This is a genomic window from Pantoea sp. Lij88, from assembly GCF_030062155.1.
Lineage (GTDB): Bacteria > Pseudomonadota > Gammaproteobacteria > Enterobacterales > Enterobacteriaceae > Pantoea.
In genome coordinates this window covers 193,742-218,829 of record NZ_CP118269.1, presented here as the reverse complement: position 1 = coordinate 218,829, position 25,088 = coordinate 193,742, and the positions used below count along the sequence as shown (strand labels likewise).

Sequence of the window (25,088 nt, the reverse complement as noted above, 5' to 3'; positions counted from 1 at the left end):
TATTTTTTAATCAGATAACAGGATGAATAGCTGAGGGGTCACTTTTATTTAGCCCTTTCTTAGAGTATCCCGCCAGATATCGTCCGGTTTACCCCGGTATCACCCGGTATTCGCAGCACCACAGAAATTATCCTCTTTTTGCCCTCTGAAGCCAGACGGGGCGCGGGTTTTCATCATTGAATGCGCCCTGGCAGATGCGTAAGATTCTTTGTCTGTATTTACAAATAAGAAACAGTTATGCAAGCCTCCCTCACAGACACACTCGACAAACAGCAGGATCCCACGCCGGTTAACTCACGCAGTAAAGTGGTGATTGCCTCGCTGGTCGGCACGGCCATCGAGTTCTTCGACTTTTATATTTATGCCACGGCTGCGGTCATCGTTTTCCCGCACATTTTCTTCCCGCAGGGTGATGCTACGGTCGCAACGCTACAGTCGCTGGCCACGTTTGCTATCGCCTTTATCGCGCGTCCGATTGGCTCTGCCGTGTTTGGTCACTTTGGCGATCGCGTCGGGCGTAAAGCCACGCTGGTTGCCTCGCTGCTGACCATGGGTATTTCCACCGTGGTGATTGGTCTGCTGCCCAGCTATGAGACGATTGGCGTGATGGCGCCGCTGCTGCTGGCGCTGGCGCGTTTTGGTCAGGGACTGGGGCTGGGTGGTGAATGGGGTGGCGCGGCGCTGCTGGCGACGGAAAATGCGCCGGCGAAGAAGCGTGCGCTTTACGGTTCATTCCCTCAGCTGGGTGCGCCAATTGGCTTTTTCTTCGCTAACGGGACTTTCCTGCTGCTTTCGTGGCTGCTGACCGACGAGCAGTTTATGCAGTGGGGCTGGCGCGTGCCGTTTATTCTCTCTGCCGTACTGGTGCTGATTGGCCTGTATGTGCGCGTTTCGCTGCATGAGAGTCCGGTGTTTGCCAAAGTTCAGAAAGAGAAGAAGCAGGTTCGGGTGCCAATTGCGGCGCTGCTGAGCAAGCATCTGACGGCCACTATTCTCGGCACCTTTATCATGCTGGCGACCTATACGCTGTTCTATATCATGACTGTCTATTCGATGAGCTACGGCACCACGGCAGCGCCGGCCGGTCTGGGCATTCCGCGTAATAGTATGTTGTGGATGCTGATGCTGGCGGTGATTGGTTTTGGGGTGATGGTGCCGATTGCCGGTTTGCTGGCTGACCGTTTTGGTCGCCGCAAGACGATGATTACCATTACGCTGATGATTATCGCGTTTTCGTTCCTGTTCCCGGCAATGCTTGGTTCGGGTTCACAGGCGCTGGTGATGGCGTTTCTGCTGCTGGGTCTGAGCATTATGGGGCTGACGTTTGGTCCGATGGGCGCGCTGCTGCCGGAGCTGTTCCCGACCGAAGTGCGTTATACCGGCGCATCGTTCTCTTATAATCTCTCCTCGATTCTGGGTGCCTCAGTTGCGCCTTATATCGCGACCTGGCTGAATGCGCATTACGGTCTGCAGGCGGTGGGGCTTTATCTGGCGTCGATGGCAGTGCTGACGCTGATAGCGTTGCTGGCCTGTAAAGAGACGCGTCACCAGACGCTGTATGACGTTTAATCCTGTTAGATGAAGGTCAGTGAAACCCGGCAGCCGCCGGGTTTTTTTATGGGATGGGTTTAGTCAATAAAGGGGGGTTCAGGGAGCATACGCCTTTCGCAAAGACGCAAAAGACGCCATCCATGGCAGGCTCAGCGCGGGCGATTACGCACCTCATCCCTGAGGTGCGCCCGTAAACGGGCCAACGCTTTGCGTTGTTCAAAAACGCTCCCGGCGTTTTTATTCGGGCGGCGCGATGCTTTGCTACAGGCGTATGCTCCCATCGCTTTAAGTGCATTAGTTGTCTGTTCGGAAATGCTGACTCGCGTTTAAATGTATAAAACCTGAGGCGGGGTAATTCTTACAGCAACTAAGAAGCCTGATGGCACAGGTAACATGGGCAGAAGAGGAAAGCGTCCCGCGCCAGGGACGGCGCGGGCAGAGCATGCCAGGGATGGCGGGTTTTGCGTCTTTCCGATCTGACCGTGTTCCCTGTGCAGGCACGGTCTTACAGCAATGCAGGCAATGCAGGCAATGCAGGCAATGCAGGCAATGCAGGCACAGTCCCACCAGTGAACTGCTCAGGCAATGTTCACAAACAAAAAACCCCGGCAAGCCGGGGTTTGTTTTGCTGAAAACTGTGTTGCCGGTTATTAGCCTGCGACAGCGATACGCTTCATGTCGGTCATGTAGCCACGCAGTTTGCGGCCAACGGTTTCAATCGGGTGCTGGCGAACGGCTTCGTTGACGTCACGCAGCTGCGCGTTGTCGACCTGCGTGCCTTCAACCGCTTTACCCAGATCGCCTGGCTGCAGTGTGGTCATGAACTCTTTCAGCAGCGGCACCGCCGCGAAGGAGAACAGGTAGTTACCATATTCAGCGGTATCAGAGATAACCACGTTCATTTCATACAGACGCTTACGTGCGATGGTGTTCGCAATCAGCGGCAGTTCATGCAGTGATTCGTAGTAAGCAGACTCTTCAATGATGCCGGCGTCTACCATGGTTTCAAACGCCAGCTCAACGCCCGCTTTAACCATCGCAACCATCACAACACCTTTGTCGTAGTACTCCTGCTCTTCGATTTTGCCTTCATACTGTGAGGCAGTTTCGAAGGCGGTCTGGCCGGTCTCTTCACGCCAGGTCAGCAGGTTTTTATCATCATTCGCCCAGTCAGCCATCATGCCGGAAGAGAATTCACCGGAGATGATGTCATCCATGTGCTTCTGGAACAGCGGCGCCATGATGGTTTTCAGTTGCTCTGACAGCGCATAAGCGCGCAGTTTCGCCGGGTTAGAGAGACGATCCATCATCAGAGTGATGCCACCAAACTTCAGTGACTCGGTGATGGTTTCCCAGCCGAACTGAATCAGTTTTTCTGCGTAAGCCGGGTCAGTACCTTCAGCCACCAGCTTGTCGAAGCAGAGCAGTGAACCCGCCTGCAACATGCCACACAGAATGGTCTGCTCACCCATCAGGTCAGATTTCACTTCTGCAACGAAGGAAGATTCCAGCACGCCAGCACGATCGCCGCCGGTCGCTGCTGCCCAGGCTTTAGCAATCGCCATGCCTTCGCCTTTTGGATCGTTTTCCGGATGAACCGCGATCAGCGTCGGAACACCAAAGCCACGTTTGTACTCTTCACGCACTTCAGTACCCGGACACTTCGGCGCCACCATCACGACAGTGATGTCTTTACGGATGCTTTCGCCCACTTCAACGATATTGAAACCGTGTGAGTAGCCCAGCGCAGCGCCATCTTTCATCAGCGGCTGAACAGCCTGAACTACAGCGGAGTGCTGCTTGTCTGGCGTCAGGTTAACCACCAGGTCAGCCTGCGGGATCAGTTCTTCGTAAGTACCCACTTTGAAACCGTTATCGGTCGCTTTGCGCCATGAAGGGCGTTTCTCCGCAATCGCTTCGGCACGCAGTGCATAAGCAACATCCAGACCGGAATCACGCATGTTCAGGCCCTGGTTCAGGCCCTGCGCACCACAGCCAACGATAACGACTTTTTTGCCTTTCAGGAAACTGGCACCATCCGCGAATTCATCACGCGCCATGAAACGACATTTGCCTAATTGCGCCAGCTGGTTGCGCAGGTTCAATGTGTTGAAATAGTTAGCCATGGGTACTCCGGTAAGGTTGTGTTTGCTTTTTTTGTTCAGGAACGGCGAATCATGCAGCGCCGCGAATGACCCCATCATATGACAGGAATTCTGTTGCTTAAATTGATATATTAACAACGTCACATTGCAATAAATGCAACACCACCCAGAGGCGACGCGCACATGGATTTACGGGATCTGAAACTGTTTCTTCATCTGGCAGAAAGCTGCCACTTCGGGCGCACTGCGCGTGCTATGCACGTCAGCCCTTCCACGCTGTCACGCCAGATCCAGCGGCTTGAAGAAGATGTCGGCCATGCGCTGTTTCTGCGTGATAACCGCACCGTGACGCTAACGGAAGCGGGCGAACGCCTGCGCCAGTTTGCCCAGCAGACGCTGTTGCAATATCAGCAACTGCGCCATGTGATGGATCTTAACGGCCCGTCACTCAGCGGCGAACTGCGGCTGTTCTGTTCTGTGACGGCGGCCTACAGTCATCTGCCACCTATCCTGGACCGCTTTCGCGCGGAACATCCGCAGGTCGAAATCAAACTGGATACCGGCGATGCTGCGGATGCGGTGGAAAAAGTGCACTCCGGCGATGCCGATTTAGCGATTGCCGGACGGCCTGAAACCCTGCCCGCCAGCATTGATTTTATGCCACTGGGACTGATTCCGCTGGTGCTGATTGCGCCTGCACTACCCTGTGCCGTTCGCACTCAGGCCACACAGCCGCAACCCGACTGGTCAAAAATTCCGTTTATCCTGCCGGTGCAGGGACCCGCACGGCGGCGTATCGATCTCTGGTTCCGCCGCCAGCGCATTCCGAACCCGGTGATTTACGCCACGGTGTCGGGGCATGAAGCGATTGTCTCGATGGTGGCGCTGGGTTGCGGTATCGCCCTGCTGCCAGATGTGGTGCTGGAGAACAGCCCGGACCCGGTGCGGAACCGCGTGCTGTTGCTGGAGAATATTGACTCGGTTGCGCCGTTCGAACTCGGGATCTGCGTGCAAAAAAAGCGGCTCGGAGAGCCGCTGATCAGTGCTTTCTGGAGCCAGCTGTAATCAGTTGCCTGACAGGAAGAAGCGGAACGCCGGGTTCTGGCTTTCATCATGAAAGTCGTAACCCAGATCGGTAAGATGCTCCTCAAAACGTGGCTCATCGCTGCCCAGTTCAAAAGCTGCCAGTACACGACCGTAGTCGGTGCCGTGGCTGCGGTAATGAAACAGCGAGATATTCCAGTGGGTGCCCAGCGTCTGCAGGAACTTCAGCAATGCGCCTGGAGCTTCCGGGAATTCAAAGCTGAAGAGCCGTTCACGCAGCGGCTTGGAGGGACGTCCGCCCACCATGTAACGCACGTGCAGTTTCGCCATCTCATCATCTGAGAGATCGACCACCTGATAACCGCCGCTGGTGAGTTCGCTGATGATCTCGCTGCGCTCTTCCACACCACGGGTCAGACGAACGCCAACAAAGATGCAGGCTTTGTCCGCATCCGCGTAGCGGTAGTTGAACTCGGTGATGGAACGTCCGCCCAGCGTCTGGCAGAAACGCAGGAAGCTGCCCTGCTGTTCCGGGATGGTGACAGCCAGCAGCGCTTCACGCTGTTCGCCCAGCTCGCAACGCTCAGAGACGTAACGCAGACCGTGGAAATTGACGTTGGCCCCGGATAAGACATGCGCCAGCCGCTCGCCCTTGATCTCGTGCTGCTGGATATACTTTTTCATGCCCGCCAGCGCCAGCGCACCCGACGGTTCCGCCACAGCACGAACATCTTCAAACAGATCTTTCATCGCAGCGCAAATCGCATCGCTGTCGACAGTGATGATGTCATCGATGTAGGCCTGACAGAGCCGGAAGGTTTCGCTGCCAATCCGTTTGACCGCGACGCCTTCGGCAAACAGCCCGACGCGTGGCAGATCGACCGGATGACCCGCTTCCAGCGCGGCTTTCAGACAGGCTGAATCTTCGGACTCCACCGCAATCACTTTGATTTGCGGCATCAGCTGCTTGATCAGCACCGCGACGCCCGCGGCCAGACCGCCGCCACCCACCGGGACAAAGACCCGGTCGAGGTGCGCATCCTGCTGCAGCAGCTCCATCGCCAGCGTGCCCTGTCCGGCAATCACAGCCGGATGGTCAAACGGCGGCACGAAGGTATAGCCGCGCTGTTCAGCGAGTTCTATCGCTTTAGCTTTCGCCTCGTCAAAGTTGGCGCCAAACAGGAAAGCCTCACCGCCAAATGCGCGCACTGCATCAACCTTGATGTCTGCTGTCGCCAGCGGCATCACGATCAGTGACTTGATGCCCAGCTTAGTCGCGGAGAGCGCCACGCCCTGCGCATGATTACCGGCTGACGCCGTCACCACGCCGCGCGCTTTCTGCTCCTCGTTCAGACCGGCAATCATCGCGTACGCTCCGCGCACCTTGAAACTGTGCACCGGCTGGCGATCTTCCCGCTTCACCAGAACGGTGTTGCCGAGACGCGCTGAAATTTTTTCCATAACCTGCAGCGGCGTCACCTGTGCTACTTCATACACCGGTGAACGCAGTACTGCGCGCAAATACTCGGCGCCGCCAGGCGCGTCAGGTAGCGGTTGAGACTCGGCCATTTTTAGCCTCCCAGCTTGCTCTTATCGCGGACAGCGCCTTTATCAGCACTGGTCGCGAGTAATGCGTAAGCACGCAGCGCAAAGGAGACTTCACGCTGACGATTGACTGGCGTATACGCCGCATCGCCACGTGCCTGCTGCTCTTCACGGCGCGCATGCAGTTCGTTATCCGGTACGGCGAGTTTGATGCCGCGGTTAGGGATATCGATTTCGATGGTGTCGCCATCTTTGACCAGCGCAATGGTGCCGCCGTTGGCCGCTTCAGGCGAAGCGTGGCCGATAGAGAGGCCCGACGTCCCGCCGGAGAAACGACCGTCAGTGATCAGCGCGCAGCTTTTGCCCAGGCCCATCGATTTCAGATAAGTGGTCGGATAGAGCATTTCCTGCATGCCCGGTCCGCCTTTTGGTCCTTCGTAGCGGATGACGACCACGTCGCCTGCCACCACTTTGCCGCCCAGAATCGCTTCTACCGCGTCATCCTGGCTTTCATAGACTTTGGCCGGACCGGTGAAGGTCAGGATCTCTTTGTCTACGCCCGCCGTTTTAACGATACAGCCATCTTCGGCGATGTTGCCGTATAGCACGGCCAGACCGCCATCCTGCGAGTACGCGTTTTCGCGAGTACGAATACAGCCTTCGGCACGGTCATCATCCAGCGTGTCCCAGCGGCAGTTCTGTGAGAATGCCTGGGTGGTACGGATGCCCGCCGGGCCCGCGCGGAACATATCTTTAACCGCCTGATCTTTGGTCAGCATGATGTCGTACTGATCCAGCGTTTCACGCATCGTCTGCTGCAGGATGTTACGGGCACTGCTGTCGAACAGACCTGCGCGATCCAGCTCGCCCAGAATCGCGAAAACGCCACCCGCGCGATGCACATCTTCCATGTGGTATTTCGGGGTACTCGGCGCGACTTTACAAAGCTGAGGCACTTTACGTGACAGGCGATCGATGTCGGAGATATTGAAGTCGATATCGCCTTCCTGTGCTGCCGCCAGCAGGTGCAGTACGGTGTTGGTGGAACCGCCCATGGCGATATCGAGCATCATGGCGTTCTCGAAAGCCGCCTTGTTCGCGATGTTACGCGGCAGCATGTTGACGTCATCCTGCTCGTAGTAGCGCTTGGTCAGACTGACAATGCGCTTACCGGCATTGATGAACAGCTCTTTGCGATCGGCGTGCGTGGCCAGCAGTGAACCGTTGCCAGGCTGCGACAGGCCGAGTGCTTCGGTCAGGCAGTTCATCGAGTTGGCGGTGAACATGCCGGAGCAGGAGCCGCAGGTCGGACAGGCAGAGCGTTCGATCTGATCGCTGTCGGCATCGCTGACGTTCGGGTTGGCACCCTGAATCATCGCATCGACCAGATCCAGCTTGATGATCTTGTCAGAAAGCTTGGTTTTACCCGCTTCCATCGGTCCGCCTGAAACGAAGATCACCGGGATATTGAGGCGCAGTGACGCCATCAGCATTCCTGGGGTGATTTTGTCGCAGTTGGAGATGCAGACCATAGCGTCGGCGCAGTGCGCGTTGACCATGTACTCGACCGAGTCAGCAATCAGCTCGCGCGAAGGCAGTGAATACAGCATGCCGCCATGACCCATGGCAATACCGTCATCCACCGCGATGGTGTTGAACTCTTTAGCCACACCACCCGCCGCTTCAATCTGCTCAGCGACGAGTTTACCCAGGTCGCGGAGGTGAACGTGGCCAGGGACAAATTGGGTGAATGAGTTAACCACAGCGATAATCGGCTTGCCGAAATCGTCGTCGGTCATTCCTGTCGCGCGCCATAAGGCACGGGCACCCGCCATGTTGCGGCCGTGGGTGGTAGTGGCGGAACGGTACTTAGGCATGCTCTATTTACTCCAGTAAGAATAAGCTCGCGGACGTCAGATGACGCCCGCGCTGTATCTGATTATGGGTTAACCGGATCTAACCAGCCCCATTTGTCTTCGGTTTCGCCGGTGAACAGGCCAAAGAAGGCCTCCTGGATGCGTTTGGTCACCGGGCCACGCTTGCCTTCGCCAACCTGAATGCGGTCAACGCTGCGCACCGGAGTGATTTCTGCGGCGGTACCGGACATAAAGACTTCGTCAGCCAGGTAGAGAGATTCACGCGACAGGGTCTGCTCACGCACTTCAATGCCCATATCACGTGCCAGCGTGATGATGGCATCGCGGGTGATGCCCGGCAGTGCCGAAGAGGTAAATGGCGGGGTATAGAGCACGCCATCTTTAACTTCAAACAGGTTTTCGCCTGCACCTTCGGAGATCAGGCCATTGGTATCCAGTGCGATACCTTCCTGATAGCCGTGACGACGGGCTTCGCTGCCCACCAGCAGTGAGGAGAGGTAGTTACCACCCGCTTTAGCGGCGGTTGGCAGGGTGTTTGGCGCCACGCGGTTCCATGAGGAGACCATAGCATCGATGCCGTTCTCCAGCGCTTCAGCGCCCAGGTAGGCGCCCCACGGGAATGCCGCAATGATCACGTCGGTAGTGAAACCATCTGGCGGATTTACGCCCAGGCCCACATCGCCAACAAAGGCCAGCGGACGGATATAAGCACTTTTCAGTTTGTTCACGCGGATGACTTCGCGGCACGCTTCCATCAGCTCATCAACGCTGCTTTTGATCGGGAAGCGATAGATTTTTGCGGAGTCGTGCAGACGTTGCATGTGTTCACGATGACGGAACACAACCGGTCCTTTGTGAGAGTCGTAGCAGCGCACGCCTTCAAATACCGACGTACCGTAGTGCAACGCGTGGGACATGACGCTGACCTTCGCATCTTCCCACTTAACCATCTCGCCATTGAACCAAATAAAGTCTGCTTTCTTCGTGCTCATTGTTATTCCCTCTCGCGGCTACGCGCGGATTTGTTGTGTTGTCTGTTGGTGAATCTGAACGCATGCAACGTCGATCAATTTACTTAACTGCGAAGACAGTAAATCGACGGAGCGCTGGCTGGCAACGGTCATTTCAATATTAATGTTTTCTGCGTTGGCGACTGAGGCCATGTTCATAGAACAGACCTGAAAACCGCGGTGACGCACGACGCGTAAAATGCGCTCTAATATTTCAGGGCGGAAACGGGCTTCGATAGACAATTGATGCTGGTTCATACGGTTTTCTCCATCATGTTTGCATTGCTGGCACCCGGCGGTACCAGTGGCCAGACGTTTTCATGCTCATCTATCGCAACATGCAGGAAGTAAGGACCTTCGCTGTTCAGCAGAGCATCAAGGGCGGCGTCGACCTGATCTTTACGGGTAATGCGCTGGCCGGGGATGTTGAACGCCCTGGCCAGCGTGAGGAAATCGGGATTGTCGGACAGATTGGTTTCGCTGTAGCGACCGTCAAAAAAGAGCTGCTGCCATTGGCGCACCATACCCAGACGCTGGTTATCCATCAGTACGATTTTGACCGGCAGCTTGCCGCGCTTGATGGTGCCCAGCTCCTGGATGTTCATCATGATGGAGCCATCGCCCGAGACACAGATAACCGTATCGTCCGGTCGTGCAACCTGCGCGCCGATGGCAGCCGGTAAGCCAAAGCCCATGGTGCCCAGGCCACTGGAGGTGATGAAATTCTCCGGTGCGCTGAATGCCATGTGTTGCGCCGTCCACATCTGATGCTGACCGACGTCGGTGGTGACCACGGTATTCGCCGGTTTGCGATCGGAAAGTTGCTTCAGCAACAGCGGTGCGTAGATCGCGTCGCCTGGATGGTCGTAGCGCCATGGGTGACTGGCTTTAAGGGCTTTGACTTCATCACGCCAGGCGTCAATATGCAGAGGCTGACTCAGGGCGGGCAGCAGTTCGTTGAGATCGCCCTGCAGCGAGACATGTGCGCGACGTAATTTGTTTAACTCAGCGGGATCGATGTCGAGATGAATCACGCTGGCATGCGGTGCAAAGGTATCCAGTTTGCCGGTCACGCGGTCGTCGAAACGGGCACCGACCGCGATCAGCAGGTCACACGCCTGTACGGCCAGATTGGCGGCTTTGGTGCCGTGCATTCCCAGCATGCCAAGGTAAACGTCACTTTGCGGGGCCACACTGCCCAGCCCCTTTAAGGTCGCCACGGCCGGAATACCGGACTCTTCTGCCAGCGCACGCAGTGCCGGAACAGCCTGTGCCAGGCCAACACCACCGCCAACGTAAAGCATCGGCTTTCTGGCCTGCGCCATCAGTGTACGAGCTTCGTGAATCGCCTGATGTGGCAGCGCGCCGCCCTCTTCTACCGGAACCAGATGCGGTGCGGGCTCACCCTGCGCAATCTGAATATCTTTCGGGATATCAACCAGTACTGGACCCGGACGGCCCGACTGCGCCAGCGCAAAGGCTTCCGCCATGATAGCGGGGAGCTCATCCAGCGATTCAACCAGAAAGCTGTGCTTGGTACAGGCCAGCGAAAGTCCCAGTACGTCGATTTCCTGGAAAGCATCGGTGCCGATGAAGGCCGAGGTGACCTGACCCGTTACCGCAACCACCGGAACCGAATCCATCATCGCATCCGCCAGACCGGTGATCAGGTTAGTCGCGCCAGGACCGGAAGTGGCGATACAGACGCCGGTTTTGCCGGTTGAACGGGCATATCCGATTGCCGCCATTACAGCGCCCTGCTCGTGACGACACAGTAGGTGTTCCACGCCGCCGTCGTAGAGCGCGTCGTATACCGGCATGATTGCGCCGCCAGGGTAACCAAATACGGTATCCACACCCTGCGCGCGTAAAGCCTGAACTACCCACTGTGCACCTGTCATCGCTATTCTCCTGTGTCCTGACCGGAACAACAGAATTTTATGCTACTGTTCATTGTTTGTTCCTTGTGGATTTGCTGATATTTCCTCGGGTCGAAAAAAAACCCCCGGACCTTTCGGTGCGGGGGTTTTTTCGGATTCGAGGCTTGATTTTTAAGCCTTTCTTTCTCCAAGCGTTGCCCCGCACGGTAGGTTAATAACCACCACCACGCTAATCACGACCAGGCTAATCACTTGTAGAAGGGCTTTCATGTGTTGTTCAATTCTTTTTCGTGTTCGAAGTAATGCCTACAGAGTTATCATAGTCAGGGGGCATCGCACAACTTTTTTTACAGACTTTTTTTAGCGCGTGTCGTGAAATCCCCTCCTATCAATTTGTAATAAAAGAAATAATTAGATGATGATAATTATTCGTCACTTTAGTGACGTAATAATGTTTTGGTGAATTTGCGCGCAGTCGCACAATCTTTTAATACGCCATGAAAAAGCCACTGATGGGTTGTGCAATAACTCGAGCAGTGCTGATCCTCCCCTCGCTTTCCTTTGACGCTGTCACCAGACTGGCGGCAACAAGGAGCGAGTATGTCATTGTCAAAAGTTCTGACCCGGGCAGCACTGGGCGTGGAAGCCCCGCTGGTAACCATTGAGGCACACATCAGTAACGGCCTGCCTGCATTAACACTGGTGGGTCTGCCGGAAACCACGGTGAAAGAGGCGCGTGAGCGGGTACGCAGCGCCATTATCAACAGCGGTTTCACCTTCCCGGCGAAGCGCGTCACCATCAATCTGGCACCCGCGGATTTACCCAAAGAGGGCGGGCGGTATGACTTACCCATGGCGATCGCTATTCTGGTCGCCTCTGAGCAGCTTCCTGCCGACAAGCTGACGCACTATGAGTTTCTGGGTGAACTGGCGCTCGACGGCGCACTGTGCAGTGTACAGGGCGCGATTCCTGCGGCCATGGTGGCCATTCGGGCTGGGCGGCAGCTGGTTCTCTCCGCTGAAAATCAGGGTGATGCCGGACTCATCCGTCAGGGCTCGTCGCTTATCGCCTCTCACCTCAGCGAAGTGTGTGCCTTTCTGCGCAATGAACTCACGTTACCGGCAGCGCAATATCCTGAGCATCAGGGCGATGCGCCTGCTGAGGATCTCGCAGATATCATTGGTCAGGAACAGGGGCGCCGGGCGCTGGAGATTACGGCAGCGGGCGGGCATAACCTGTTGCTGATTGGGCCACCGGGCACCGGTAAAACCATGCTGGCAACCCGACTGCCTGGCATCATGCCTGCGTTAAGCGATCAGGAAGCCCTGGAGTGCGCGGCAATCGCCAGCCTGGTGAACAGCAGTACCCTGCACCGACAGTGGCGCACCCGGCCTTTCAGGTCACCTCATCACAGTGCCTCTCTCTATGCTTTGATTGGGGGCGGATCGCTGCCACGGCCCGGTGAGATCTCCCTGGCACATAACGGCGTGCTGTTTCTGGATGAACTGCCGGAATTTGATCGCAAGGTGCTGGACTCCCTGCGCGAGCCGTTAGAGTCGGGCATCATCGCTATTTCACGTACCCGCGCTAAAGTCACTTACCCGGCACGGTTTCAGCTGATTGCTGCGATGAATCCCAGTCCAACCGGACATTATCAGGGTCAGCATAACCGCTGCTCACCCCAGCAGGTATTGCGTTATCTCAGTAAGCTATCCGGCCCTTTTCTTGATCGTTTTGATCTGTCTCTGGAAGTGCCACTACTGCCGAGCGGCATGCTCAGCGGTCAGCGCGCCAGAGCGGAAGCGTCTGAGCAGGTTCGTCATCGGGTGGTTGCAGCGCGGGAGATTCAGCTGGCTCGCGCAGGCAAAATAAATGCGCACTTAAACAATGCGGAGATTATGCGCTGGTGTCAGCCTGCTAAAGAGGATGCGGAGTGGCTGGAGTCCGTGCTGGAGAAACTGGGTTTATCGGTACGGGCATGGCAGCGGATTTTGAAAGTGGCACGTACCGTGGCCGATCTGGCGGGGGATACAGCCATTAGCCGGTATCATCTGCAGGAAGCTGTCAGTTATCGCACGATTGATCGGTTGATGATCCATCTGCATAACAGCCTGCAATAAAAAAGGGGCTTTCGCCCCTTTTTTGTTAATCGTCGCTGTCGGTAAAGTCTTCAACGGTGTCCATCTGCGGTTTACCGCCAGACAGCGTATGAAAACGCTTAGGACGCTTGATACGGGTCATATACTTGGACCATACACGTTCAGCTTCCGTTTGCGGCTCACGCACGCCACGACACACTTCAATAAACAAACGTTCTTCTTCGGTTGCAGGCTCACGCTTTGATAAATCCAGCTCATTAAAAGCGAAACCGTGGCGTTCAAGAAGCTGAGCTTCTTTAATAGTAAAGTCACCGTGGCGTGAGAAACCACGCGGGTAATGTTTGTTATCAAAGAAACGATTCTCTGTTGAGAAGCTTTCCGCCATGTTACACGCTCCTGATTTTCTAATGCCGTGCTGTTAATGGCGCGGAGTATTAGATAGGCTTGACAGAGTGTAAAACAAAACATTTAAATCTATACGACAAACATTTTTTGGGAGAACGCTGTGGATACGGAATTACTGAAAACTTTCCTGGAAGTGAGCAGAACACGTCATTTCGGGCGTGCTGCAGAAGCCCTTTACCTCACGCAATCTGCTGTCAGTTTTCGCATCCGTCAGTTAGAGAATCAGCTTGGCGTTAACCTTTTTACACGGCATCGCAATAACATACGTCTGACGGCGGCCGGAGAGCGACTGCTTCCCTATGCTGAAAGCCTGATGAGCACGTGGATGATGGCGAAGAAGGAGGTTTCTCACACTCAGCAGCACCATGAGCTTTCGATAGGTGCCAGTGCATCCCTGTGGGAGGCTTATCTGACGCCATGGCTACAGACGCTGTATGAGAATCGGGAGAGCCTGCATTTAGAAGCGCGCGTGGCACAGCGGCATCTGCTGGTTAAACAACTTCATGAGCGCCAGCTGGATCTGTTGATCACCACGGAAGCGCCGAAGATGGATGAGTTAACCAGCCAGCAGATTGGTCATATTTCACTGGCGCTGTTCTGCGCACGGCAGAGCGAAAAGCGTGAAAAATATGATTACATTAAGCTGGAGTGGGGAGCAGATTTTCATCAGCATCAGAGCTATCTCTCCGGGGCTGATGATGTGCCGGTACTGTCCACGACATCGGCGCATGTCACCCGTGAACTCCTTCACACAACCGGAGCGTGCGCGTTCCTGCCGGATTTCTGGCAGAGTGTTTACAGTGAGTTGATGATGATTCCGGATACGCCCATCGCCGTTCGTCCGCTCTATGCTGTCTGGTTGCAGAACAGCGATCAGCAGGCACATATCCGTCAGTTGCTTAAGTTCCCGATTCTGGTCAGGCAAAATAGCTGAATTTGCAGGCAAAGAGGGAAGATCAGAGGCCAGTTAGAGTTAGCTGGTTTTTCTTTTTTGCTTTTTTAAAGGCAAAAAAAATCCTTTGCCGAAGCAAAGGATCGTTTTCTGGCAGGGGCGGAGGGACTCGAACCCCCAACACCCGGTTTTGGAGACCGGTGCTCTACCAATTGAACTACGCCCCTAATAGGGTGGCGGAACGGACGGGGCTCGAACCCGCGACCCCCTGCGTGACAGGCAGGTATTCTAACCAACTGAACTACCGCTCCACCGATTCTTTCACAGCTCTCAGCAACTGGCTGAGAGCCGTCTGTTCCTGTTGCTTTCCTTGTCAGGGGAAAAGGAACGAATTTGATGCCTGGCAGTTCCCTACTCTCGCATGGGGAGACCCCACACTACCATCGGCGCTACGGCGTTTCACTTCTGAGTTCGGCATGGGGTCAGGTGGGACCACCGCGCTACAGCCGCCAGGCAAATCTTGGTGCACGAAACGAATCTTCTGCGCTGCTCCTGCGTTACCTGCGCTTGCAGCCTCAGTCACATACTTCAGTATGCTCCTTCCGCTGCGGCACTGGCCGCCTTGCATCAGCACAGAATCTTTCGTTTCCGCTAATTTTATCCGTCACAAGCTGAAAATCGTGTCTCTCAAAAACGCCTCTGGCGTTGTAAGGTTAAGCCTCACGGGTCATTAGTACCGGTTAGCTCAACGCATCGCTGCGCTTACACACCCGGCCTATCAACGTCGTAGTCTTCAACGTCCCTTCAGGACTCTCAAAGGAGTCAGGGAGAACTCATCTCGGGGCAAGTTTCGTGCTTAGATGCTTTCAGCACTTATCTTTTCCGCACTTAGCTACCGGGCAATGCCATTGGCATGACAACCCGAACACCAGTGGTGCGTTCACTCCGGTCCTCTCGTACTAGGAGCAACCCCCCTCAATTCTCCAGCGCCCACGGCAGATAGGGACCGAACTGTCTCACGACGTTCTAAACCCAGCTCGCGTACCACTTTAAACGGCGAACAGCCGTACCCTTGGGACCTACTTCAGCCCCAGGATGTGATGAGCCGACATCGAGGTGCCAAACACCGCCGTCGATATGAACTCTTGGGCGGTATCAGCCTGTTATCCCCGGAGTACCTTTTATCCGTTGAGCGATGGCCCTTCCATTCAGAACCACCGGATCACTATGACCTGCTTTCGCACCTGCTCGAGCCGTCACTCTCGCAGTCAAGCCAGCTTATGCCATTGCACTAACCTCACGATGTCCGACCGTGATTAGCTGACCTTCGTGCTCCTCCGTTACTCTTTAGGAGGAGACCGCCCCAGTCAAACTACCCACCAGACACTGTCCGCAGCCCGGATTACGGGCCTACGTTAGAACATCAAACATTAAAGGGTGGTATTTCAAGGTTGGCTCCACGCGAACTGGCGTCCGCGCTTCAAAGCCTCCCACCTATCCTACACATCAAGGCTCAATGTTCAGTGTCAAGCTGTAGTAAAGGTTCACGGGGTCTTTCCGTCTTGCCGCGGGTACACTGCATCTTCACAGCGAGTTCAATTTCACTGAGTCTCGGGTGGAGACAGCCTGGCCATCATTACGCCATTCGTGCAGGTCGGAACTTACCCGACAAGGAATTTCGCTACCTTAGGACCGTTATAGTTACGGCCGCCGTTTACCGGGGCTTCGATCAAGAGCTTCTCCTTGCGGATAACCCCATCAATTAACCTTCCGGCACCGGGCAGGCGTCACACCGTATACGTCCACTTTCGTGTTTGCACAGTGCTGTGTTTTTAATAAACAGTTGCAGCCAGCTGGTATCTTCGACTGGCTTCAGCTCGGGGAGCAAGTCCCTCCACCTACGCGCCAGCGTGCCTTCTCCCGAAGTTACGGCACCATTTTGCCTAGTTCCTTCACCCGAGTTCTCTCAAGCGCCTTGGTATTCTCTACCTGACCACCTGTGTCGGTTTGGGGTACGATTCTGTGTTACCTGATGCTTAGAGGCTTTTCCTGGAAGCTGGGCATTTATCACTTCAGCACCGTAGTGCCTCGTCGTCACGCCTCAGCGTTAACAAGAGTCCGGATTTACCTAAACTCTCCGCCTACACGCTTAAACCGGGACAACCGTCGCCCGGCTGATATAGCCTTCTCCGTCCCCCCTTCGCAGTAACACCGAGTACAGGAATATTAACCTGTTTCCCATCGACTACGCCTTTCGGCCTCGCCTTAGGGGTCGACTCACCCTGCTCCGATTAACGTTGAACAGGAACCCTTGGTCTTCCGGCGAGCGGGCTTTTCACCCGCTTTATCGTTACTTATGTCAGCATTCGCACTTCTGATACCTCCAGCAGCCCTCACAGGCCACCTTCGACGGCTTACAGAACGCTCCCCTACCCAACAACGCCTAAGCGTCGCTGCCGCAGCTTCGGTGCATGGTTTAGCCCCGTTACATCTTCCGCGCAGGCCGACTCGACCAGTGAGCTATTACGCTTTCTTTAAATGATGGCTGCTTCTAAGCCAACATCCTGGCTGTCTGTGCCTTCCCACATCGTTTCCCACTTAACCATGACTTTGGGACCTTAGCTGGCGGTCTGGGTTGTTTCCCTCTTCACGACGGACGTTAGCACCCGCCGTGTGTCTCCCGTGATAACATTCTTCGGTATTCGCAGTTTGCATCGGGTTGGTAAGCCGGGATGGCCCCCTAGCCGAAACAGTGCTCTACCCCCGAAGATGAGTTCACGAGGCGCTACCTAAATAGCTTTCGGGGAGAACCAGCTATCTCCCGGTTTGATTGGCCTTTCACCCCCAGCCACAGGTCATCCGCTAATTTTTCAACATTAGTCGGTTCGGTCCTCCAGTTAGTGTTACCCAACCTTCAACCTGCCCATGGCTAGATCACCGGGTTTCGGGTCTATACCCTGCAACTTAACGCCCAGTTAAGACTCGGTTTCCCTGCGGCTCCCCTATACGGTTAACCTTGCTACAGAATATAAGTCGCTGACCCATTATACAAAAGGTACGCAGTCACCCTGATAAATCAAGGCTCCCACTGCTTGTACGTACACGGTTTCAGGTTCTGTTTCACTCCCCTCGCCGGGGTTCTTTTCGCCTTTCCCTCACGGTACTGGTTCACTATCGGTCAGTCAGGAGTATTTAGCCTTGGAGGATGGTCCCCCCATATTCAGACAGGATACCACGTGTCCCGCCTTACTCATCGAGCTCACAGCATGTGTGTTTTTGTGTACGGGAGTATCACCCTGTACCCTGCGACTTTCCAGACGCTTCCACTAACACACAAGCTGATTCAGGCTCTGGGCTGCTCCCCGTTCGCTCGCCGCTACTGGGGGAATCTCGGTTGATTTCTTTTCCTCGGGGTACTTAGATGTTTCAGTTCCCCCGGTTCGCCTTGCAGCACTATGTATTCATGCTGCAATGATGCACAGAGTGCACCGGGTTTCCCCATTCGGACATCGACGGCTGTAGCGGTTCATATCACCTTACCGTCGCTTTACGCAGATTAGCACGTCCTTCATCGCCTCTGACTGCCTGGGCATCCACCGTGTACGCTTAGTCGCTTAACCTCACAACCCACAGGCGTTTTACAACGCTGCGAATTGCAAGCATTTGAGAGACTCGAACATGTCGTGTTTTTCATTCTTATTACGGAGAATGAAAACGACATGTCGTTTCAATTTTCAGCTTGTTCCGGATTGTTAAAGAGCATAATACTTCGCAGCACACCGTTGCCGGTACGCTCTGAAGTATTCAGAAAAAACAGATAAACGGTATGGTGGAGCTAAGCGGGATCGAACCGCTGACCTCCTGCGTGCAAGGCAGGCGCTCTCCCAGCTGAGCTATAGCCCCATACAGTTACTGCAGAGACCACTACTACCACTCAACCGAGTACACTTCGTGAGAAATGTAATTCGTGCTCAGGCAAGGCATGTTTCCGCGAAGCATAGTGAACTATGCAAGCCGGGAACATAACGCAGCGTGAGTGCGAATTTGGTAGGCCTGAGTGGACTTGAACCACCGACCTCACCCTTATCAGGGGTGCGCTCTAACCACCTGAGCTACAAGCCTGTAGAGGTTTTTTCTGCTCGTTACTTTTTATCAGACAATCTGTGTGGACACTGCGCGGGAAGGTATCTTCAGGTAAGGAGGTGATCCAACCGCAGGTTCCCCTACGGTTACCTTGTTACGACTTCACCCCAGTCATGAATCACAAAGTGGTAAGCGCCCTCCCGAAGGTTAAGCTACCTACTTCTTTTGCAACCCACTCCCATGGTGTGACGGGCGGTGTGTACAAGGCCCGGGAACGTATTCACCGTGGCATTCTGATCCACGATTACTAGCGATTCCGACTTCACGGAGTCGAGTTGCAGACTCCGATCCGGACTACGACGCACTTTGTGAGGTCCGCTTGCTCTCGCGAGGTCGCTTCTCTTTGTATGCGCCATTGTAGCACGTGTGTAGCCCTACTCGTAAGGGCCATGATGACTTGACGTCATCCCCACCTTCCTCCGGTTTATCACCGGCAGTCTCCTTTGAGTTCCCGACATGACTCGCTGGCAACAAAGGATAAGGGTTGCGCTCGTTGCGGGACTTAACCCAACATTTCACAACACGAGCTGACGACAGCCATGCAGCACCTGTCTCAGCGTTCCCGAAGGCACCAAGGCATCTCTGCCAAGTTCGCTGGATGTCAAGAGTAGGTAAGGTTCTTCGCGTTGCATCGAATTAAACCACATGCTCCACCGCTTGTGCGGGCCCCCGTCAATTCATTTGAGTTTTAACCTTGCGGCCGTACTCCCCAGGCGGTCGACTTAACGCGTTAGCTCCGGAAGCCACTCCTCAAGGGAACAACCTCCAAGTCGACATCGTTTACGGCGTGGACTACCAGGGTATCTAATCCTGTTTGCTCCCCACGCTTTCGCACCTGAGCGTCAGTCTTTGTCCAGGGGGCCGCCTTCGCCACCGGTATTCCTCCAGATCTCTACGCATTTCACCGCTACACCTGGAATTCTACCCCCCTCTACAAGACTCAAGCCTGCCAGTTTCAAATGCAGTTCCCAGGTTAAGCCCGGGGATTTCACATCTGACTTAACAGACCGCCTGCGTGCGCTTTACGCCCAGTAATTCCGATTAACGCTTGCACCCTCCGTATTACCGCGGCTGCTGGCACGGAGTTAGCCGGTGCTTCTTCTGCGGGTAACGTCAATCGACAGGGTTATTAACCCCGTCGCCTTCCTCCCCGCTGAAAGTACTTTACAACCCGAAGGCCTTCTTCATACACGCGGCATGGCTGCATCAGGCTTGCGCCCATTGTGCAATATTCCCCACTGCTGCCTCCCGTAGGAGTCTGGACCGTGTCTCAGTTCCAGTGTGGCTGGTCATCCTCTCAGACCAGCTAGGGATCGTCGCCTAGGTGGGCCATTACCCCGCCTACTAGCTAATCCCATCTGGGTTCATCCGATAGTGAGAGGCCCGAAGGTCCCCCTCTTTGGTCTTGCGACGTTATGCGGTATTAGCCACCGTTTCCAGTGGTTATCCCCCTCTATCGGGCAGATCCCCAGACATTACTCACCCGTCCGCCACTCGTCACCCAAGAGCAAGCTCTCTGTGCTACCGTCCGACTTGCATGTGTTAGGCCTGCCGCCAGCGTTCAATCTGAGCCATGATCAAACTCTTCAATTTAAGTTTGATTTGCTTAAACAAGTTAAGCGGTGCTCATCTGTAAAACGTCATAATGAATTTCATTATGTGTTCACTCGTGAGGCTTGATATTTTTTTTACGTCCGGAGACGCTGATATCAATCCTGCGAGTGCCCACACAGATTGTCTGATAAATTGTTAAAGAGCATGCCGCGATTTACTGCGGCGCGGGCTGCGTATATTACGCTTTCCGCATTGTCAGTCAAGCATTTATTTTCGCTTAACTCACTGGTTCGTATGATTTCGAACCTACTCAACCCGGCGCTTCGTAAGCCGTTGTGCCGTGTCAGTGGAGGCGCATTATAGGGAGTTCTCGGAGGCTGACAAGTTCTAATTTGAAATAAAATTCCGAGTGCTTCTTTTTTCAGCTAAAAGCCCCTAAAGCGGCAGTTTTTCAAGCAACGGGAAGCCATAACGCTGTAAAACGGGTGATAATTGACCCGCTTCGCCATCCAGCTCCGTACAGAATGCGACATTCTGTTGCGAAGAATTTACTTCAGGTGCTTCATGCTCCAGCATCCAGGCAGTGCGTCGTGCAATTGCCGCACCGGAATCAATCAGACGCGTCCCTTCAGGTAACACCTGCTGCAGCTCTTCGCGCAGTAAAGGAAAATGTGTACAGCCTAAAACGACCGTATCCGGTGGTTCAGCCATCCGCAGCCAGGGCTGAACAATACGGCGCACCTCATCCAGTGCAACCTCCGCACCGTGCAGCTTCGCTTCGGCCAGTTCCACCAGCTCCGCTGATCCCAGCATCTCAATGTTGCAGGAACCGGCAAACTGCACCACCAGCTCATGGGTATAAGGACGGCGCACTGTCGCCCGCGTCGCCAGTAGCCCGACCACACCATTACGCGTCAGGCGCGCAGCCGGTTTAATCGCCGGAACCACACCCACAACAGGAAACACAAAGCGTTCACGTAAAGCGGGCAATGAAACCGTGCTGGCCGTATTGCAGGCGATGATGACTAACGAGAGAGGATAGCGCCGGGTAATAGCTTCAACGATGGCGACCACCCGTTCCACGATGAAGGTTTCGCTTTTCTCGCCGTAGGGGAAGCCAGCGTTATCGAAGGCATAGAGATAATGAAGATCCGGCAACAGCTGACGGACCTCATCATAGACAGAAAGCCCACCGACGCCGGAATCAAACACCAGCACGGTGGGACGCAAATCAGAAGTTGTAGCTGCCGCTGAGGTAATACTCTCGTCCTGGAGTCTGATAGCCATACACTGTCTCGTAATCTTTATCGAACAGGTTGGCAATTCTACCACGAACCGTGAGTTGTGAAGTGACAGGATATGAGACGGCGAGATCCCACAGGCTGACGCCACCTAACTTCACGCTACGGCTGGGCGTGCTGTTGAAGTCAGTATCATAACGGTCACCCAGATAGTGATATGTCACGGACCAGTCAAACTCATACAGCGTCCAGTCGAGCTGATACTTCACCTGCTGCTTAGCCCGGCGAATGAGTGGCTGATCGGTACTGCCATCCCGCGCGTCGACATAATCATATGAGAGCTGATGCGTCAGCGGCCCGGTATCGAATCCTGCTGTGGCTTCAACGCCTTTAATACGCGCCTGCTTGATGTTGAAGTAGCGGAAGGTCTGCGGATCGTTATCAATGAGATTATCGATGTCGTTGCGATAGCCCGACACGCGCCAGTTCACCGGCCCGCTCAGCCCTTCAAAACCGCCTTCCCACTGCTTACTTTTTTCGGGGTCGAGATCGCGATTACCGTAGCTGGAGCTATAAAGCTGCGAAAGATTTGGCGCTTTGAAGGCCGTGCCATAAGAGGCAAACGTGCGGTAACCAGAAATAAACTCCCATGAGGCCGCCGTCTGCCAGGTGTTATGCCAGCCGAACTGATTATTGTCATCACCGCGTACCGCACCTTCAAGGGTGACGCTGCCAAACTGCTGCTGCCCGGTCAGGTAGAGGCCGGTATTACGCTGTTCATAGCCATCTGACAAAGTCCCTGTGCCTGGCTCAGTCGTCTCTTTCTGCCAGTCGACACCCGCACTGATCGCGCCCTGCCCCACCTGCACGGTGTTGCCCCACTGCAGATTGTACTGAGTGACATCATCAAAGGTCGACGCGGCGCCGTAGCGGCCATTGCGCGGATCGTAGTTAATGTCTTTGGTATGGCCATAACTGGCGATGAGTTGGGTAGAGTAAAAGTCGCGGTTGAAGCGTAACCCGGTGTCCCAGGTCTGGCTGTAGAGCTGACGGGTATCAGCCAGGCCGATGATATTAGTGAAGCTGTCATCATAAGTGTATGACCCGTCATAGGCGGTGCGGTTATCAAACCCATACCCGCGCACAAAACCACTGAGCTCATCGCTGAACTGATGCTCAAGGTTGCCATACAGGGTTTTGCTCATGAAGCCGTCGCGATCGTGCTGCGCCGGGCCATAATCATTGGGAAAGCCCGCCACCACGTCATACCCTTTGGTGTATGTGTAGTTGCCAGCCAGGGTAAGCTTTGTCGCGTCGCCCAGCATCTGCTGGGTTGATCCGTCATACGATTGATAGCCGTTGGACCCCATGCCCGCCGTCAGCGTAGTGCCCGGTTGCGATCGACCCGTAATGATATTCACCACGCCGCCAATCGCATCGGAACCGTAGACCGCAGAACGTGCGCCGCGGATATATTCGATACGCTGCACCAGCGACAGTGGGATCTGGCTGAGGTCCGACGAACCGGTGATACCCGCCTGATTAAGCCGGATACCATCAATCAGGATCAGTACATGTCTGGATTCGGTGCCCCGAATAAACAGCGAACTCTGCTGCCCTAATCCGCCACTTTGCGCGACATCGACACCCGGCAGACGGCGCATCACATCCGTCAGGCTTTTGGCCTGCCAGCGATCGATTTCATCACGCGTGACGACGGTGGTGGGCGCCAGCACCCCGGAAACAGGTTCAGCAAAACGGTTGGCGGTAACTATTTGCGTATCATCATTCCCCTGCGCAAAACCGTATTGCGCCCAGAGAGAAATCGCCGTTGCGCTCAGAGCGAACAGCGAAGCCGTTTTTTTTGTCATTTTTAATCGCATCCATAAGACGAAGCAGGATGCCGCAGGCCGCCAATCAATAGCACGCGATGATTGTACGAGTAGCGACGTTACACCGGCAGGTCTTCGGGCTGGGAACCATAAGTGATGATGACTTCCCATCCCACAAGACAGTGTCTGCAATTGCACTCATCACGACATTCCTTACCGCTGCGCGTCAGCTCCAGATTCACACTGGATTCCCTATTAACTCGGGCTTGAGGCCGGCGTCTGCAGTCTACGGAGTGGGGATACGGAAGTCCAGACAGCCAAACATCTTCTCGCTGTGGGACTGGACATCAGCAAGTGAATGCCTACAATCGCCCGCTGGTAAGCTATTAATCAGGATTGCTCATGACACCCGAACATCTCCCCATTGAAGACTATGACGCACAGCTGGCGGAAAAAGTCAGTCGTTTAGAGACGATGATGACACCTTTTGCTGCGCCCGACGTGGAGGTGTTCCGTTCGCCGGTCAGCCACTATCGGATGCGCGCCGAATTCCGCCTGTGGCACGACGGCGATGATATTTATCACATCATTTTTGATCAGCAGACACGCGAGCGGATCAGAGTTGATCAGTTCCCGGCGGCCAGTCAGCTGATCAACCAACTGATGCCAAAGATGATCGCCGCGATCCGTGATAACCGCACCCTGCGTCATAAACTGTTCCAGATCGACTATCTGTCGACCATGAGCAATCAGATTGTGATTTCACTGCTCTATCACCGCAAGCTGGATGATGAGTGGCAGCAGGCAGCCGCCGCGCTGCGTGATCAGTTGCGTGCGGAAGGTCTGGATGTGCAGCTGATTGGCCGTGCGACCAAAACCAAAATCTGTCTGGATCGTGACTATGTGGATGAGTGTCTGCCGGTGGCGGGTCGCGAGATTATCTATCGTCAGGTCGAAAACAGTTTTACCCAGCCTAACGCGGCGATGAATATTCAGATGCTGGAGTGGGCGCTGGATGTGACGCAGGATTCACAGGGTGACCTGCTGGAACTCTACTGCGGTAATGGCAACTTCTCGCTGGCGCTGGCGCGTAACTTCCGCCGCGTTCTGGCGACTGAGATCGCCAAGCCTTCTGTTGCGTCAGCGCAGTACAACATTGCCGTGAACCAGATTGATAACGTGCAGATCATTCGTATGGCGGCGGAAGAATTTACTCAGGCGATGAATGGCGTGCGCAGCTTCAATCGTCTGGAAGGGATTGACCTGACCAGCTACGAATGCGAGACAATTTTTGTCGACCCACCACGCAGCGGCCTGGATGAAGAGACCGTGAAGATGGTGCAGGCGTACCCGCGCATCCTTTACATCTCCTGTAACCCGCAGACCCTGAGCGACAATCTGCAGACGCTGTCAGAAACGCACGACGTGACGCGTCTGGCGCTGTTTGATCAGTTCCCCTACACCCATCATATGGAATGCGGCGTTCTGCTGACGCGTAAAGCGTAAACAAAAACGGGAACCCTGAGGTTCCCGTTTTCTTTAATCCCTACTGATTACGCTTGCGCTTAAACCGCGTCGCAATCCAGAACACCAGCGCCACCATCAGAACGGTGGGAACAAAGTTGGAGCCAATGTCCGGGTATTCTGCCCGCACCAGCGCGCTATAAACCAGAATCCCCAGCAGGAAAAACGCGGCCGCGAGTCCTGGCATGCCGTCCGGCATATTGGTGTTGAGATAACGCTGATGCAGACACCAGGCCGCCAGACCCAGCGCAATCAGCGGAAAAATCGAAAAGGGAACAAAGGCGCTGAACAGCACTGAAAACGAGCCGTTAATCGCTAAGCCGGTAATAAAAGCCAGTGCCAGAGTGCTTTTATCGCGGGTACCTGGGTGGGTCATGGACTGATC

At 54.9% G+C, this 25,088-nt stretch carries 16 protein-coding genes, 4 tRNA genes, 3 rRNA genes and 1 riboswitch; of the genes, 5 read left to right on the top strand and 18 right to left on the bottom strand.

From position 1 onward, the window contains the following. Window positions 1–237: 237 nt before the first annotated feature. On the top strand, window positions 238–1,569 hold the full coding sequence (locus PU624_RS04870; RefSeq protein WP_283546781.1) for an MFS transporter: 1,332 nt from the start codon (window positions 238–240) through the stop codon (window positions 1,567–1,569). 632 nt (window positions 1,570–2,201) lie between these two features. Here PU624_RS04870 and ilvC read toward each other — a convergent pair. After that, complete coding sequence (ilvC, locus tag PU624_RS04865; protein WP_010253551.1) at window positions 2,202–3,677, bottom strand: ketol-acid reductoisomerase; 1,476 nt, start codon at window positions 3,675–3,677, stop codon at window positions 2,202–2,204. Between the two features lie 162 nt (window positions 3,678–3,839). Here ilvC and ilvY point away from each other — a divergent pair, with 162 nt between their 5' ends. Next, window positions 3,840–4,721 carry an HTH-type transcriptional activator IlvY gene (gene ilvY / locus PU624_RS04860; protein ID WP_008926355.1) on the top strand — a complete coding sequence of 294 codons (882 nt, stop codon included), beginning with the start codon at window positions 3,840–3,842 and terminating at the stop codon, window positions 4,719–4,721. Here ilvY and ilvA read toward each other — a convergent pair whose 3' ends face one another. From ilvA to ilvL, 6 genes are all read right to left on the bottom strand, one after another. Further along, complete coding sequence (gene ilvA / locus PU624_RS04855; protein WP_283546780.1) at window positions 4,722–6,269, bottom strand: threonine ammonia-lyase, biosynthetic; 1,548 nt, start codon at window positions 6,267–6,269, stop codon at window positions 4,722–4,724. Window positions 6,270–6,271: 2 nt separating this feature from the next. Next, window positions 6,272–8,122, bottom strand: a complete 1,851-nt coding sequence (gene ilvD / locus PU624_RS04850; RefSeq protein ID WP_090967022.1) for a dihydroxy-acid dehydratase — start codon at window positions 8,120–8,122, stop codon at window positions 6,272–6,274. 62 nt (window positions 8,123–8,184) lie between these two features. Next, on the bottom strand, window positions 8,185–9,114 hold the full coding sequence (locus tag PU624_RS04845; protein WP_090967023.1) for a branched-chain amino acid transaminase: 930 nt from the start codon (window positions 9,112–9,114) through the stop codon (window positions 8,185–8,187). A gap of 18 nt (window positions 9,115–9,132) precedes the next feature. After that, complete coding sequence (ilvM, locus tag PU624_RS04840; protein WP_283546779.1) at window positions 9,133–9,390, bottom strand: acetolactate synthase 2 small subunit; 258 nt, start codon at window positions 9,388–9,390, stop codon at window positions 9,133–9,135. After that, on the bottom strand, window positions 9,387–11,033 hold the full coding sequence (gene ilvG, locus PU624_RS04835; protein WP_283546778.1) for an acetolactate synthase 2 catalytic subunit: 1,647 nt from the start codon (window positions 11,031–11,033) through the stop codon (window positions 9,387–9,389). Before ilvG ends, ilvM begins: the two co-directional genes overlap by 4 nt. A 150-nt stretch (window positions 11,034–11,183) precedes the next feature. Beyond that, the gene (gene ilvL / locus PU624_RS04830; RefSeq protein ID WP_072101316.1) at window positions 11,184–11,282 is read right to left on the bottom strand and encodes an ilv operon leader peptide; all 99 of its coding nucleotides are present in this window, start codon (window positions 11,280–11,282) and stop codon (window positions 11,184–11,186) included. Between the two features lie 330 nt (window positions 11,283–11,612). Here ilvL and PU624_RS04825 point away from each other — a divergent pair, with 330 nt between their 5' ends. Then, entirely contained in the window at window positions 11,613–13,133 is a 1,521-nt protein-coding gene (locus PU624_RS04825) for a YifB family Mg chelatase-like AAA ATPase (protein ID WP_283546777.1), read from the top strand. A gap of 25 nt (window positions 13,134–13,158) precedes the next feature. Here the strand turns inward: PU624_RS04825 and PU624_RS04820 are convergent, their stop codons facing one another. Next, window positions 13,159–13,497 (bottom strand): MaoP family protein, encoded by a 339-nt coding sequence (locus PU624_RS04820; protein ID WP_010253568.1) that lies wholly within the window; start codon window positions 13,495–13,497, stop codon window positions 13,159–13,161. A gap of 120 nt (window positions 13,498–13,617) precedes the next feature. Between PU624_RS04820 and hdfR the strand changes: the two genes are divergently transcribed. Then, window positions 13,618–14,451 carry an HTH-type transcriptional regulator HdfR gene (gene hdfR, locus PU624_RS04815; protein ID WP_283546776.1) on the top strand — a complete coding sequence of 278 codons (834 nt, stop codon included), beginning with the start codon at window positions 13,618–13,620 and terminating at the stop codon, window positions 14,449–14,451. A gap of 109 nt (window positions 14,452–14,560) precedes the next feature. Here hdfR and PU624_RS04810 read toward each other — a convergent pair. The 9 genes from PU624_RS04810 to btuB all read right to left on the bottom strand — a co-directional run bounded on the left by PU624_RS04810 (window position 14,561) and on the right by btuB (window position 23,218). Continuing rightward, window positions 14,561–14,636, bottom strand: a tRNA-Trp gene (locus tag PU624_RS04810). 7 nt (window positions 14,637–14,643) lie between these two features. Next, window positions 14,644–14,720, bottom strand: a tRNA-Asp gene (locus PU624_RS04805). A gap of 87 nt (window positions 14,721–14,807) precedes the next feature. Beyond that, window positions 14,808–14,923, bottom strand: a 5S ribosomal RNA gene (gene rrf / locus PU624_RS04800). A 195-nt stretch (window positions 14,924–15,118) separates the two neighbouring features. Continuing rightward, window positions 15,119–18,029 (bottom strand): 23S ribosomal RNA (locus PU624_RS04795). Between the two features lie 207 nt (window positions 18,030–18,236). Then, window positions 18,237–18,312, bottom strand: a tRNA-Ala gene (locus PU624_RS04790). 142 nt (window positions 18,313–18,454) lie between these two features. Then, window positions 18,455–18,531, bottom strand: a tRNA-Ile gene (locus PU624_RS04785). Window positions 18,532–18,604: 73 nt separating this feature from the next. After that, a 16S ribosomal RNA gene (locus tag PU624_RS04780) occupies window positions 18,605–20,145 on the bottom strand. The 16S, 23S and 5S rRNA genes sit together here with 4 tRNA genes alongside, the layout of an rRNA operon. 396 nt (window positions 20,146–20,541) lie before the next feature. Further along, on the bottom strand, window positions 20,542–21,393 hold the full coding sequence (gene murI / locus PU624_RS04775) for a glutamate racemase (RefSeq protein WP_283546775.1): 852 nt from the start codon (window positions 21,391–21,393) through the stop codon (window positions 20,542–20,544). Continuing rightward, window positions 21,338–23,218 carry a TonB-dependent vitamin B12 receptor BtuB gene (gene btuB, locus PU624_RS04770; RefSeq protein ID WP_283546774.1) on the bottom strand — a complete coding sequence of 627 codons (1,881 nt, stop codon included), beginning with the start codon at window positions 23,216–23,218 and terminating at the stop codon, window positions 21,338–21,340. The genes murI and btuB overlap by 56 nt, the downstream gene beginning before the upstream one ends. A gap of 70 nt (window positions 23,219–23,288) precedes the next feature. Beyond that, window positions 23,289–23,471, bottom strand: a riboswitch (cobalamin riboswitch). Between the two features lie 110 nt (window positions 23,472–23,581). Between btuB and trmA the strand changes: the two genes are divergently transcribed. Next, window positions 23,582–24,685, top strand: coding sequence for a tRNA (uridine(54)-C5)-methyltransferase TrmA (gene trmA / locus PU624_RS04765; protein ID WP_008926930.1), 1,104 nt, complete (start codon window positions 23,582–23,584; stop codon window positions 24,683–24,685). A gap of 40 nt (window positions 24,686–24,725) precedes the next feature. On the opposite strand, the gene PU624_RS04760 is transcribed toward trmA, so the two are convergent. Continuing rightward, window positions 24,726–25,079 carry a YijD family membrane protein gene (locus PU624_RS04760; RefSeq protein ID WP_003851197.1) on the bottom strand — a complete coding sequence of 118 codons (354 nt, stop codon included), beginning with the start codon at window positions 25,077–25,079 and terminating at the stop codon, window positions 24,726–24,728. Window positions 25,080–25,088: the final 9 nt, after the last annotated feature.

Excerpts from the sequence above, each read along its gene's own strand:
- ilvL (WP_072101316.1), bottom strand. The coding sequence starts at position 11,282 with ATGAAAGCCCTTCTACAAGTGATTAGCCTGGTCGTGATTAGCGTGGTG.
- ilvY (WP_008926355.1), top strand. The coding sequence starts at position 3,840 with ATGGATTTACGGGATCTGAAACTGTTTCTTCATCTGGCAGAAAGCTGC.
- ilvM (WP_283546779.1), bottom strand. The coding sequence starts at position 9,390 with ATGAACCAGCATCAATTGTCTATCGAAGCCCGTTTCCGCCCTGAAATA.
- ilvD (WP_090967022.1), bottom strand. The coding sequence starts at position 8,122 with ATGCCTAAGTACCGTTCCGCCACTACCACCCACGGCCGCAACATGGCG.
- ilvG (WP_283546778.1), bottom strand. The coding sequence starts at position 11,033 with ATGACAGGTGCACAGTGGGTAGTTCAGGCTTTACGCGCGCAGGGTGTG.
- PU624_RS04760 (WP_003851197.1), bottom strand. The coding sequence starts at position 25,079 with ATGACCCACCCAGGTACCCGCGATAAAAGCACTCTGGCACTGGCTTTT.
- btuB (WP_283546774.1), bottom strand. The coding sequence starts at position 23,218 with ATGACAAAAAAAACGGCTTCGCTGTTCGCTCTGAGCGCAACGGCGATT.
- PU624_RS04870 (WP_283546781.1), top strand. The coding sequence starts at position 238 with ATGCAAGCCTCCCTCACAGACACACTCGACAAACAGCAGGATCCCACG.
- ilvC (WP_010253551.1), bottom strand. The coding sequence starts at position 3,677 with ATGGCTAACTATTTCAACACATTGAACCTGCGCAACCAGCTGGCGCAA.
- PU624_RS04845 (WP_090967023.1), bottom strand. The coding sequence starts at position 9,114 with ATGAGCACGAAGAAAGCAGACTTTATTTGGTTCAATGGCGAGATGGTT.
- PU624_RS04825 (WP_283546777.1), top strand. The coding sequence starts at position 11,613 with ATGTCATTGTCAAAAGTTCTGACCCGGGCAGCACTGGGCGTGGAAGCC.
- PU624_RS04820 (WP_010253568.1), bottom strand. The coding sequence starts at position 13,497 with ATGGCGGAAAGCTTCTCAACAGAGAATCGTTTCTTTGATAACAAACAT.
- ilvA (WP_283546780.1), bottom strand. The coding sequence starts at position 6,269 with ATGGCCGAGTCTCAACCGCTACCTGACGCGCCTGGCGGCGCCGAGTAT.
- trmA (WP_008926930.1), top strand. The coding sequence starts at position 23,582 with ATGACACCCGAACATCTCCCCATTGAAGACTATGACGCACAGCTGGCG.
- murI (WP_283546775.1), bottom strand. The coding sequence starts at position 21,393 with ATGGCTATCAGACTCCAGGACGAGAGTATTACCTCAGCGGCAGCTACA.